The 12,099-nt window shown below is 68.2% G+C and carries 12 protein-coding genes and 1 pseudogene; 8 read left to right on the top strand and 5 right to left on the bottom strand.

The genetic code is table 11. The features are described 5' to 3' along the window. Positions 1–647: 647 nt before the first annotated feature. The gene (locus tag ACZ7C5_RS30690) at positions 648–1,511 is read left to right on the top strand and encodes a hypothetical protein (RefSeq protein WP_470323909.1); all 864 of its coding nucleotides are present in this window, start codon (positions 648–650) and stop codon (positions 1,509–1,511) included. 160 nt (positions 1,512–1,671) lie between these two features. Here the strand turns inward: ACZ7C5_RS30690 and ACZ7C5_RS30685 are convergent, their stop codons facing one another. Together ACZ7C5_RS30685 and ACZ7C5_RS30680 are read right to left on the bottom strand one after the other, a co-directional pair. Further along, a complete protein-coding gene (locus ACZ7C5_RS30685) occupies positions 1,672–2,388 on the bottom strand; it encodes a transposase (protein WP_470323908.1) in 717 nt (238 codons plus the stop codon). A gap of 122 nt (positions 2,389–2,510) precedes the next feature. After that, positions 2,511–3,017, bottom strand: a pseudogene (locus tag ACZ7C5_RS30680) (transposase); the annotation flags it as partial. Positions 3,018–3,314: 297 nt separating this feature from the next. Here ACZ7C5_RS30680 and ACZ7C5_RS30675 point away from each other — a divergent pair. Then, positions 3,315–3,851, top strand: a complete 537-nt coding sequence (locus tag ACZ7C5_RS30675; protein ID WP_470323907.1) for a DUF4240 domain-containing protein — start codon at positions 3,315–3,317, stop codon at positions 3,849–3,851. Between the two features lie 79 nt (positions 3,852–3,930). Here ACZ7C5_RS30675 and ACZ7C5_RS30670 read toward each other — a convergent pair whose 3' ends face one another. From ACZ7C5_RS30670 to ACZ7C5_RS30660, 3 genes are all read right to left on the bottom strand, one after another. Further along, a complete protein-coding gene (locus ACZ7C5_RS30670; protein WP_470323906.1) occupies positions 3,931–4,311 on the bottom strand; it encodes a hypothetical protein in 381 nt (126 codons plus the stop codon). 587 nt (positions 4,312–4,898) lie between these two features. Beyond that, positions 4,899–6,035, bottom strand: a complete 1,137-nt coding sequence (locus ACZ7C5_RS30665) for a HigA family addiction module antitoxin (RefSeq protein ID WP_470323905.1) — start codon at positions 6,033–6,035, stop codon at positions 4,899–4,901. A gap of 33 nt (positions 6,036–6,068) precedes the next feature. Continuing rightward, entirely contained in the window at positions 6,069–6,398 is a 330-nt protein-coding gene (locus ACZ7C5_RS30660; RefSeq protein ID WP_470323904.1) for a hypothetical protein, read from the bottom strand. Between the two features lie 181 nt (positions 6,399–6,579). On the opposite strand from ACZ7C5_RS30660, the gene ACZ7C5_RS30655 reads away from it, so the two are divergent. The 6 genes from ACZ7C5_RS30655 to ACZ7C5_RS30630 all read left to right on the top strand — a co-directional run bounded on the left by ACZ7C5_RS30655 (position 6,580) and on the right by ACZ7C5_RS30630 (position 12,077). Then, on the top strand, positions 6,580–7,062 hold the full coding sequence (locus ACZ7C5_RS30655; RefSeq protein WP_470323903.1) for a multiubiquitin domain-containing protein: 483 nt from the start codon (positions 6,580–6,582) through the stop codon (positions 7,060–7,062). After that, entirely contained in the window at positions 7,059–7,448 is a 390-nt protein-coding gene (locus ACZ7C5_RS30650) for an E2/UBC family protein (RefSeq protein WP_470323902.1), read from the top strand. The genes ACZ7C5_RS30655 and ACZ7C5_RS30650 overlap by 4 nt, the downstream gene beginning before the upstream one ends. Continuing rightward, a complete protein-coding gene (locus ACZ7C5_RS30645; RefSeq protein WP_470323901.1) occupies positions 7,445–8,824 on the top strand; it encodes a ThiF family adenylyltransferase in 1,380 nt (459 codons plus the stop codon). The genes ACZ7C5_RS30650 and ACZ7C5_RS30645 overlap by 4 nt, the downstream gene beginning before the upstream one ends. Further along, the gene (locus ACZ7C5_RS30640) at positions 8,812–9,150 is read left to right on the top strand and encodes a ubiquitination-like system serine protease family protein (protein WP_470323900.1); all 339 of its coding nucleotides are present in this window, start codon (positions 8,812–8,814) and stop codon (positions 9,148–9,150) included. The genes ACZ7C5_RS30645 and ACZ7C5_RS30640 overlap by 13 nt, the downstream gene beginning before the upstream one ends. Positions 9,151–9,309: 159 nt before the next feature. Further along, on the top strand, positions 9,310–10,308 hold the full coding sequence (locus ACZ7C5_RS30635) for an SMODS domain-containing nucleotidyltransferase (RefSeq protein ID WP_470323899.1): 999 nt from the start codon (positions 9,310–9,312) through the stop codon (positions 10,306–10,308). Then, complete coding sequence (locus ACZ7C5_RS30630) at positions 10,305–12,077, top strand: ThiF family adenylyltransferase (protein ID WP_470323898.1); 1,773 nt, start codon at positions 10,305–10,307, stop codon at positions 12,075–12,077. Before ACZ7C5_RS30635 ends, ACZ7C5_RS30630 begins: the two co-directional genes overlap by 4 nt. The last annotated feature ends 22 nt before the right edge of the window (positions 12,078–12,099 follow it).

The following is a 12,099-nucleotide window of genomic DNA, read 5'->3' as shown; positions in this document are numbered from 1 at the left end:
CGCTGAAGGCGGGGGATCTGGCCCGGCTTGCGGTGTGGTCAGGGTGGGGTCGCTTTGTCGTGCAGTAGGAGTGAGGATCGGAGGAAGGGGAACGCCAGCCCTGCGTGCGCGGGGACGACCGGCGGCGAGACCAGCGTTCGTACGCTCGAGAGTGTCAGCCCTGCGTGCGCAGGGACGAGTTCTACGCCCGCCCGCCGCGGTGGTCTGCGAACGGTGTCAGCCCCGCCTGCGCAGGGACATGCTCCTCGCCATGTGATTCGGGCGGCCCGAGATGCCGTCTTGCAGAAGCCTAGCGGGTTGGTGACTGACGCTGGGAGGAGTCGTTGGTGCTTGCCGAGAGGCGCTGCGACGACTCGTGATCGAGCTCCGCCCTTCGCTCGGGCGGATCGCCGTCTCTGTCCAAGGAGGAGATGGTCTTCTGGCGGATGCAATCCTTGGTCGGTGTCAGCCCTGTGCGCGAGGGGAAGTATGCACACCGATACCACGTCGGGATCCATCAGCGTGTCACCTTGAGATGTGCGGGTAGGTCGGAGGGCTCAGCAGCGAGTGGGCGCGGACGGCGCCTCTCTGCACGTGCGGGGACGGGAGAAGCGATCCGTGAGTTCAGCATCACCTCTTCAGGATCGGCAGACGGGGCTGGAGCCACGATGACTACACAGCGTCTTGCTACCGCAGATGACGCTCTGGAGGATGTGTACGCCTACGTCGTGGCGCAGGCGGTCGACAGGGGACTGGTCGTGGTGCCGTCGGTTCCGGACGGCGGTGGCCACTGTGTCCTCCTGGGCCCCGGCGACCTTTCGGCAGCGGCGTTCACCGAGCTGGCTGTGAAGGCTGGCGCGCGCATGTTCTACGTCGGTCGTGGCTTCCTCGAAGCGGGGGCGGTGGCCCAGGGCGACGTGGTTGCGAAGTCGAGGGACCGGCAGGACCTGCAGGAACGGATCCGTTCTTACGAAGGGCATTTGGCGTCCCTGGAGTTGGCCTTCTGCGTGGATGCGGTTGTTCACGTGTGGGAGCAGCAGAGCTCCTGGTCGCCGCCGCTTCGCCGACGGTTGGACGAGCTGGCCGGGGAGTTGGACGAGGACAGTGAAGCCTCCTTCGGGCAGGACGAACCGGACAGGCTCTCGCAAGATCGGATTGGCCATATGGTGGCCGACCTGGTCGCTCTGCCGGACTTCCGCGAGGCGGGCAGTCAGGCCAGACAGCGCGTCGTCGCTTATCAGGTGTTTCCAGAACTTGCGCTGGCCCGCAACAGTTGGCAGGTTCTCGAGGCTGCAGGGCTGGCCCGTCAGGCAGCTCTCGACCGGGCGTACGCCGGCTGGGAGGACAGGCTGCCCGAGCTTGCGCAGGAGCTGGCGGCCATACCGGAATGGAAGGGCGCTACTACGGTCCGCACGCGGACCTATCGTGCCCAGGACTTCCTGCGCGAGCGCTCCGGCGGGTATCCACCGTCCAAGCGCCTGGTGGACCTGCTCCTCGAGACTCCGGGCCTTTCCAGGCCCCGGCGGGCCTGAGGCCGTCCTCCTCGCTGCGGCGCGGGAGTCCTTGGCGGTGCACTTTGCATATGAAAAGGCATCCCCACGGCGGCAGTTCGGATGCCGGGTTGTCGGCGAGGTGCGGGCGTCCGTGAGCGCGCGGCCGGAAGATTTCAAGTCCAGTGAGACGGTCGTGAGGCTATGAGGTTTGTGGTGCGGGTTCCCCTGCGCTTGGCCGGGTCGTTGATCCATGCCGTCTTCGGGATCTCGGGCGGTCGGGGCGGCGACCGAAGCGTTCGGGGTGCCGGGCGTATGCCTCCGCGAGGGTGAGGGCCCGCTGGTGGCGGACCTGTTCTGCGGTGCCGAAGTGGACGCTGGCGGGCGTGTGAAGTCCGATCCCCGAGTGCCGGTGCTCGTGGTTGTAGTACGAGATGAAGGCGTCGAACCATTCGCGGGCGTGGGCCAGTGAAGCGAACCGCTCGGGATAGTCGGACATGTACTTGGTGGTCTTGAACTGGGCCTCGCTGTAGGGGTTGTCGTTGGAGACCTTGGGTCGCGAATGACTCCTGGTGACGCCGAGATCGATCAGCAACTGGGAGACCTTCTTCGAGGTCATCGAGGTGCCCCGGTCGGCATGCACGGTCTGGGGGACGATACCGTTGCGCGCGATGGTCTCGCGGATCAACTCCTCTGCCCGCTCGGCTGATTCGGCCGCCTCGACGGTGTGGCCGACGATGTAGCGGCTGAAGATGTCGATGATGACGTAGGCGTGGTACCAGATGCCCTTCCTCGGGCCGGCCGCCTTGGTGATGTCCCACGTGAACACCTGGGAGGGGCCGTCGGTGACCAGTTCGGGCACCGTCTTGGCCGGGTGGACGGCCTGGCGGCGACGCTCGCCCGACTGCCCCCTGCTCACGCAGGATCCGGTACGTCGTGGAGACCGAGCAGTGGTAGCGCCCGGTGTCCAGCTCGCGGGCCCAGATCTGTGCGGGTGGCAGCTCGGCATATTCGGGTTGGTTCATCAACTCCAGTACCGCCTCACGCTCTTCGGCCGTCAGAGCCGACGGCTTGACCTGGGGCGCACGTGGCCCGCGCACCGGTGGCGGCTTCAGACGGCGGTAGTGGGTGGCCCGGGAACGGCCGGTCAGCCGGCACGCGGCCGCGATACCCAGCTCGTGTTCGAGACCGATGAACGCCTCGTCCACGACCGGGTCGGCGGCGTGCCGCGCCCTCGGAGATCATTTCCAAGAGCGCCGACGCTTTTCCCAGGACCTCCAGCGCGGCCTTGTTCCGGGCGAGTTCCTTCTCCAGCCGCTCCACCTGCCGGCGCAGCTTCTCGTTCTCGGCCTCGGCGGCGGACTTCTTCGGGCGGACCGGGCTCGTGCGGCGGTCGGCCAGGTTCTCCAGGGCCCCGGCATCGCGCGCGGCCCGCCACTCGGTGACATGCGAGTGGTGCAGGCGCTCTCGGTGCAGGACCGCACCCTTCTTGCCCTCGGGCGCGGCGTCGTACTCGGCCACGATCCGCAGCTTGTACTCGGGGCTGAACGTGCGGCGCTTCGGCCTGGGAGCCGGTCGGCCGCGGACGGGTTGGTGCTGGTCATCAGGGGTGGAACTCCTACTCGGGCCCTCTCAGGCTAACCCGACAAAGCGGGATGTCTCACCCAAGGCTGACAGAGAGGGAGACGGCGGATCATCCTGTCGACCAGATGTCTGCCCTAACTCCGTGCAGCCCCCGCGGCCTCAACCCGAGCCACGCAACGCGACACCTCCGGCCGGCGCACGTCCGCCCGTCGACCGCGGTTCGAACCGGGCTGTCAGGGGACGGTGGCATGCTCAGCTGCCATGGACACCCAGCAGTTCTGGAAGCTGATCGAGGAAGCCCGCTCGCAGGTGCCGGCTCCGGACAACGGTGACGCTGTGGCCGAGCAGGCGACCGCACTGCTCGCGCTTCGCCCGGTCCAGGAGATCGTCGCCGCCCAGCAGATCCTCTGGGGCCTAATGGCCGACTCCTACCGAGCCCCCCTCTGGGGCGCCGCCTACGTGATCAACGGCGGATGCTCCGACGACGGATTCGACTACTTCCGCGGCTGGCTGATCACCCAGGGCCGTGAGACGTTCGAGCGAGCCATCGGCGATCCCGATGCGCTCGCCGATCTTCCCGCAGTCCGTGCTTTTGCCGCAGACGGGATCGACATCGAGTGCGAGGAAGCCCTGGGCATGGCCTGGAACGCCTACCAGATCGCAACCGGCGAGGAGCTCCCCAACGACTCCTTCACCAACCGCTATCCAGAGCTGGACCCGGAATGGGGCTTCGACTTCGAGGACGACGACGAGCTGAGCCGCCAGCTGCCCCGCCTGGCAGAGCTCTACGCGGAATAGGGTCGGATCAACGCGTCGGCCGTGCTCCGAGCACCGTCAACAGTGTGCCCGACGTGCTGGCACCCACCAGGTTCGCCGACTACTCGCCGACCCTGTCGGCGCAGGCACGGAAGCGTTCGAGAAGTTCGCGCCCGGGCCCACTGTCTGGATCGAAGCCCTGGATACGCCGTAGCCCGGCCGGGACGCCGGCCCCCAGGAGAAGGGCACCGTGGCAGCGGAAGCAGAACGCGATCTCGAAGAGGAGATCGGCGGAGCTGTGAGCCCGAATGCCGTAGCTGGGCACGAAGCACCGATGCAACTCGTCGCCCGGCAGTTCGGCCACCAGGTTCAGCACCTCCCGAGCCTGGTCCTCCACCCAGATCTCCAGAACATCGCCAACCAGGGTGCCCGAGTCCGTCGGTGCGGTGATGCGGACCACTTCGATCAGTTCGGTCTGTGCGGCGGTCTCGGGAAGCAGCATCCGTACAGGATCACCGACAGGGCCACGACTCGGGAAGCGATCACCAAGACGATGGGAAGCGATCTTCAACGCGCTCGGATCTTTCCGGATCAAAGCCACTCGTGAACAGCCCAGATGTGCGGGGTGCCCCGTTGTGGCCGAGCCGAGCTACCCCGGGCGTGCAGGGCCAGGACGTCGGTCTGCTGGTGTTAGTTCTCATCCCAGTTGATGGAAGCAGTAGCTTCTGACCTGGGGTTCCTTACCTCTCTTGAGAAGATTTTCAGGATCGTGATCAGGCACCAGTAGTTCTCTGAGCCTGGGTGCCGCATGTTGGATGAGGAAGCATCAGGTTCGTTGAGAATCCATGCGTGTGGCCCGGCTCGCCATCGGTCGGTCGGCCGGGTGCTTCGGGCCGGTGCGGGCCCGGACGCGCGGCTTGGAGAGTCGTCCTGGTAGCCCCTCGTCCGACGGCGGACGAATGTCTGTGGACCTGGATAGGTGGCCTTCCCTGGCATGGGCGCTACACCAGGTGGAAGATTCCAGGAGCTGCCACCCTCTACCACTCGGGCAGCTGAGAGCTGCGGCTGTCCGGGGCGGAGCGGCGGTATTCAGCTCAGGGTCACGGTGCGTTTGAGGTTGTTGCCGTGTGTCCACTCGAGTGCGCCGTCGTGCTGTAGCCGGCCGACGACGATGCCAGGGGAGACACCGGCTTGGCGGGCAAAGGCCTCGATGAGGGTGAACGGCTTGGCTCTGGCTCGCAGTTGTCGGTAGGCGGCGGCGTGCTGTGGGGGGATCAGGGTGTTGGCGGCGAAGTCGTTGGCTTCGTCCTCGGCGGGATCCGCATGGGTCTTGGAGCGGAGGTTCTCGCTGTCGTCCATGAAGGTCAGGCGCTTGCCGTGCAGGAGGACGTGGCCGAGCTCGTGGAAGAAGCTGAACCAGAACTGGTCGTCCCTCTTGAAGCGGTCGCTGAGTGCCACCATGACCTTTTCCGGTGTGAGCCAGCGGGTTGCGCCGGAGACCCGGGTCTTGGGGAGCGCCGGGACGAAGACCACGGCGACGCCGGCCCTGGCGCACAGGCGGGGGAGTTCTTCGAGCCAGCTGTCCTGCCCGGTCAGGGTCAGTGCTCGTAGCGTGGGGAGGAGCGCGGCGAGCTCGTGCTTGTTGTAGGGCAGCAGGTCCAGGTTCTTGGCCAGTTCCCGTGCCTGGAGTTCAGCCTGGCGCAGCCAGACGGCGGTCGCGTACTCGGTTGCCGTGCCTTCGGCGGGTTCCTGCACAGTGGAGCGGCGGAACGCGGTGCGGTAGTTGCGCCAGACGTCCTCGGCGGTGTCGGGGTCGGCGACGCCGAACCAGTCCAGCAGCTTGAGGAGGTTGGCGGGGGTCTTCTCGCGATTGGGGAGGATCTGGAGCTTCACCAGTTCAGCGAGAGGGAAGCGGCTGAGCCAGTCGACTTTTGAGGCCAGGGTTTTGCTCTCTTCCGCGCGGGCCTGCTGGGTGCGGTACGCGGCTTCCATCGAGTTCCACAGGGTAGCGGGCACGCCGGTGGTGCGTTCGAGCAGGAGCGCGGTGTCGGGGCTGAGTGCCGCGGTGCCCTTGATGACCTGGTTGATGTGCTTGGTGGACAGGCCGGTGCGACGGGCAAGGTCGGCCTGGGGGATACCGAGTTCGTTCAGGGTCTCCTGGAGGGTCTCCCCGGGATGGGGGACCGAGATGGGCGCGTAGGCGAGCGGGTCGACACCGGGGGTCATCGAGGTGCCTCTCTTCGGACGACGGGAGGGGGCTCAGGCGGTGGCAGCGAACTGGACATCCGTGACGAGCAGGGAACGGACGGCCCATTCGACGAGGTGACCTTCGGCCATGGGCGGCGGATCGTCGCGAGGGCGCAGGTGTAGGTCGGCAGTGGGGCCCAGAGCGACCAGCAGGCGGCCGTCGGCGTATCCGCGCAGCCGGGCCTGCGGAAGGCGGCGGAACTCAGCCAGGTGGGCGGCGGCGGCGATCTCCGCCAGACGGCGCCGGAGCACCGGTGCGACGGAAGCGCCGAAGCGGTGCATGCGTATGGCGTCGTCGTTGCAGGACCGCGCCAGCTCGCCGTCGAGGAAGTAGATCTCCACCCGCACCCCAAGAATCACTTGCGTTTACCCATCGGGTTCATGGTACCGTCCTTGCCAAGATCGAGGAGTTTCGTGAACCTTTTTGGTAAATGAAACTCTCCGGTCTGGCTGTGCCCGGCACCGCCAACTCCGCGGCCGGTCTGCCGCGACCCTGTCCCGACATCAGCAAGGAGCAACCCTCATGACCGAGCCCACGGCGCTCCCCAGCCCGTCCGCCCGGCGGACCACCGTCTTCATCGACGGCCGCGAGTACGACACCGCGCACCACCGCGCCACCCCGGCGCAGCTGCGCCAGGTTCCCAACCCGGACATCCCGACCGGCAGGGTGATCTGGCTCGACATCCCCGACGCGCCCGACCGCCGGCTCGCGGAGGACGAGCCGGTCGACCTGCGGGACGGCATGCGCTTCTTCTCCGACCCCCAGCCCATCACGATCTTCATCGACCGGCACCCCTACGAGGTCACCCGCAAGCGGATGAGCGGCCAGGAGATCCGCGCCCTGCTGACGCCGCCGGTCCCCGACGACCGCGACCTGTGGCTCGACGTCGTCGACCAGCACGACCGCAAGATCGCCGCCGACGAGGTGGTCCGCCTGCACGACGGCATGCGCTTCTTCACCGCCCCGGGCAGCATCAACCCGGGTGACGACGAGGGGCCGCGATGATGGACCTGCCGGCCGAGGACCACACCGCCCTGCGCGAGGCGGGCCTCACCTACGACGTGTCCGAAGACGGCGGGATGCTCTGCATCCAGATCACCGACTTCCCGCTCCCCGAAGGCCTGAACGCCACGCAGGCGGACATCCTCCTGCGCCTGCAACCGCTCTACCCCGACGTCCCACCGGACATGTGGTGGACCTCGCCCACCCTGACCACGGCCGCGGGCGGCACGATCCCCGCGACCGAAGTCCACGAGACCCACCGGGGCCGGACCTGGCAGCGCTGGTCGCGCCACCTCCCGCTGTCCGCGTGGCAGCCCGGCACCGACAGCCTCAAGAGCTACCTCACGCTGCTGCGCACCGAGCTGGCCGCCGCGGGAGCCGCCGCGTGAACCGCACCACCCTCACCCTCACCACCGAGGTGGCCGACCGCCTCACCGTGATCGCGGCTTGCCCGGTCGAGAGCGCCGCGGTACTCCTCACCCGGCGTGCCGTCCTGCCGGACGGATCCCTGCGCCTGCTCGGCGTCCGTCTCCTCGAAGTTCCCGACGACGCCTACCGCGAGCGCACTGACACCGCCCTCGGCATCTCCTCGGACGGCTACATGCCCGCCCTGCGCGAAGCCGAGCGCGCCGGAGCCACCGCGATCTGGGTCCACACTCACCCCGCGCCCGGCTCGGCCCCGCTCCCGAGCCGCCGCGACGCCGCCGTCGACGCACAGCTCGCCGCCACCTTCCGCACCCGCACCCGCAGCGGGCTCTACGGAACCCTGATCATCGCCCCGCACGAAGGCGGCATGACGTTCACCGGCCGCATCGAGGGCGAGCACCAGGCGGCCATCGACCGGATCTTCATCGCCGGGCCCACCTTCCGCCTCCTGCGATCCTTCGACTCCGACACCCCGAGCCTTCTCGGCCTCCACGACCGCCAGATCCGCGCCTTCGGCACCGAGATCCAGCGCGTCCTTGGAGAACTCCACATCGCCGTCGTCGGCGCCGGAGGAACCGGCTCAGCGGTCGCCGAACAACTCGTCCGCCTCGGAATCCGCCGGCTCACGCTGATCGACCCCGACACCCTCTCGACCAGCAACCTCACCCGCGTCTACGGCTCGACCCCCGCCGACGTCGGCCGCCCCAAGGTCCACGTCCTGGCCGACCACCTCACCCGCATCGCCGACGGCGTCACGGTCGAACCGGTGGTCGGAAGCGTGAGCCGGCGCAAGATCGCCCACCACGTCGTCGGCGCGGACGTCGTCTTCGGATGCACCGACGACGAAGCCGGCCGGATGCGGCTCTCCCGCTTCTCCCACGCCTACCTCACCCCGCTCATCGACTGCGGCGTCAAGATCACCGCAACCCCCCAGGGCCAGATCCAGGACATCATCGGCCGCATCACCGTCCTCCACCCCGGCGCCGCCTGCCTGCTGTGCCGCGAACGGGTCACCCCCGCGCTGGCAGCCGCTCAGGAACGCCCCGCCGCAGAACAGACCCAGCTGGCCAAGGAGGGATACGCCCCGGCGCTGCCCGGCATCGAGCCCGCTGTCGTCGCCTACACCACGGCAACGGCTGCAGCCGCCGTCGGCGAGCTTCTCGAACGGCTCGTCGGCTACGGGCAGACCCTGCGTCCGAGCGAGACTCTGCTGCTTTTCCATGACCGCCGGACCTCGCTCAACCATCAGGAACCCGGACCGGGGCACTACTGCGCCTCCGACGCCGTGGCTGGCTACGGAGACACGGAGCGCTACTGGGGACTGAATTGGGCGGCCTGAGGACGCTCACCCGCTGGATCCGTTCCTGGAGAGTACGACGGCGGTGGCAGGTCGGTGAGGTCGTCATCAGCATTCACGACCTTCCCCGGCGGATCCCTCGCGGGACAGCCGTGCTGGTGGCCAACGGACAGATTATGAAGTGGCTCGCCTTCGACTGCCCGTGCAAGGAAGGACATCGGGTGCTGCTCAACCTGAACCCGAGCATCCTCCCCAACTGGACCGTGAAAGCCTCCGAGCCGCTCACGGTGTCTCCCAGCATCGACGAGCTGCGCGGAGACAAGCGCTGCCACTACTTCATCAGGTACGGGCACATCGACTGGACCTGAGCTCTCCTTTGAGTACCGGTTCGGAGCCGCCAGGCTCCGAACCGGCGGCCGGAGCTCTATCAGGTCCCCACACCCCTGGGACCTCCACCCGCCCGAACTGCTCGGTGACCAGGCTGAGCCGCTTCATCCCATTGCTGACCCACGAAAGGAAACAGACCTGTGCAGCACGTCAACAGCTTCCGCGCCTTCCTGCGGGACACCGTCAACCTCAGCCAGGCAAAGCTGGACCTCCTCGACAGCCGGGTCGAGTCCATCTACCAGGCACTCCGGAACGACCCCGAACTCGGCCCGCTGATCCTGGGCAAGGAGCGCCAGGGCTCGTGGGCGCAGCGCACCATCATCAATCCCGTCGGGGACAAGGAGTTCGACGCCGACTTCATGCTCCGCCTCGCCGAGGTGCACGAGTGGGCCGACAGCCCAAAGACCTACATCGACAAGGTCTACGCGGCCCTCCACCGGAACAGCATCTACAAGGACATGCCCCACACCCGCAAGTGCCGTTGTGTGCAGCTGCGTTACGCCAACTCCATGCACGTCGACATCGTCCCGCACCTGTTCCTGAAGGACGGCCGGGAGGTGATCGTCAACCGGGACGGCAACCACTGGGAGGAAACCAACCCCGACGGCTTCACCGCCTGGATGAAGGAGAAGGACAGCATCGCGGACGGCAACCTCCGCAAGGTCATCCGGCTGATGAAGTTCCTGCGGGACCACAAGAACTCCTTCACCGGAACCCGGTCCATCATCCTCACCACCCTGCTCGGCGAGCGCGTCAGCCAGGCAACAGCACTGGCCCGCCCCGGCTGCTACGGCAACGCGCCCACCGCGCTGCTGACCATCGTCGACGACCTCGACAACTGGCTGCAGGCCCGCCCCTACAAGCCCTCGATCGCCGACCCCTCCGGATCCGGAGCCACCTTCGACCACCGCTGGGACCAGACCACCTACAGCTACTTCCGCGCCCGCATCCACACCCACGCCCAGGAGATCCGCGACGCATACAACGAGCAGGACCACGACAGGAGCGTCCGGCTGTGGCGGAACCTGTTCGGCGACTCCTTCCCCTCCCTGCCGGGCACCTCCTCCTCGTCGCTCACCCCCAAGTTCGCCGCCGCATCGCTACTGACCACGGCCACGCGCCCCGGGCGCGCGGGATGACCAAGCGCAGGCAGCGCCCCGACGGCCCCAACGACTGGCAGCGCCGGCAACTGGCCGAACTCAAGCAACTCGCGGACAAACACCCCGGGGAGGTGCGGGTAGTCGGCAGGCCCCGTGCCGCCCCCGGCGGGCAGGTAACCGTCACCATCCACATCCGCACCGCGGACATGCCGCGCTCGCCGGACGGACTGCGCCTCGACGACACCGAGGAGTTCCTACTCGTCCTTCCCTCCACGCCCCTGGCCCCGCCCGGAGTACGAACCCCGCATCTCCGCTTCGCCGGTACACCACACGTCCTGCTGGGAAACCGCCTGTGCCTCTACCTCGACCCGGCCCGCGAATGGGATCCCCTCGCCGGCATCCCCTCGCTCATGAGCCGCCTGTGGCAATGGCTCACCGACGCAGCCGCCGGAAAGTTCGACGCCACCACCGCGCTCTACCACGCCGTCGGCGGCGTCCTCCACCACACACCGGGCGCTCCCACGGTCGTCGTGCGCGAGCCGGTGGCGCACGCCCGCGCCGCGATCGGCTGGCTCACCCCGCGCACCGCCCAACGCCTCGACCTCACCAGCCAACGCCAGGACGACGACGGCCTCCGGACCCCGATCCTGACGCTGGAGCACTCACTGCTCCTGGGCGCAGGTGAGACCCTGGCGCACTTGATGACGCTCATCGACGCCGGCCCCACCAGCACGCCCCGCCCGACACCCCCGTCCGGCGCCGCCTCCAGGGCCCTGCTGACAGCCCTGGCCGCGAGCGCCGTACGCAACCCCGAAGGCACCGAGCAGCATTTCGTCCTGGCGGTTCCGCACCCCGCAGCGCCTTGCTCGCCCTTGTTCCTCCTCGCCGGACGCCTGCCCTCCGGCCCGAGCGACCTGCTGCGCCGACTCGCCCGCCGCACGACACCTCGCCACCTGAGCGCCCTACCGCCCGAGGTGAGCGACGCGGGCATCGAATGGTGCTACCTCTCCGACGAGCGCCCCGCAGTCACCACCCGCCGTGACGCGCAGCGGCCAGTCCACGCCTTCGACGGCCGTCTCGTCCACATCTGGGGGTGCGGCGGCATCGGCTCGTGGGCAGCCGAACTGATGGTCCGCGCCGGAGCCTCCCGCCTCACGCTCAGCGACTCCGGCCGAATCACCGGCGGACTCCTCATGAGGCAGAACTACACCGAGGGCCACATCGGCATGCCGAAAGCCCACGCCCTGGCCCAACGGCTGGCCAGCATCCGGGACGACGTCTCCATCGACATCGCCCCGCAACCTCCCTCGCCCGAACTCCTGGAGGCAGCCGACCATTCCGACCTCATCCTCGACGCCACCGTCAGCGTGACCGTCGGACACTTCCTCGACCAACTGGCACAACGACCGCAACGCAGAGCCGCACTCGCACAACTGGCCGTGGACACCCGCACCGCGTCCTTGGGAATCCTCACACTCGTCGCCCCCGGCACTCCCCGAGGACCCAGCACTATCGACCAGGCCGCCGGCCGCCATGTCCTGGCCACGCCGGACCTTGAGCCCTACCACGGTCTGTGGACCGAGCCGGCGCCCGGGGACGAGCTACGGCCGGTCCGAGGCTGCTCCGTACCCACGTTCCACGGCTCCGCCGCCGACCTGATGGCGACCACCGCGACCTTGGTCAACCTCCTGGGCACGCAGATGCGCGCCCCGGTCTCCGGGACCCATCTGTGCGCCCAGCCCCACACCGGAGTCCAACCCGCGCACCGGTTCATCGCCCACGGTGACCTGGCGTTGCCAGCACCCTGAAGTTGCCCCGGGGCCACGTACG

This window comes from Kitasatospora sp. NPDC036993, assembly GCF_055607525.1.
The sequence above is the reverse complement of the archived record's forward strand: the minus strand, read 5'-3'. Positions and strand labels throughout refer to the sequence as shown.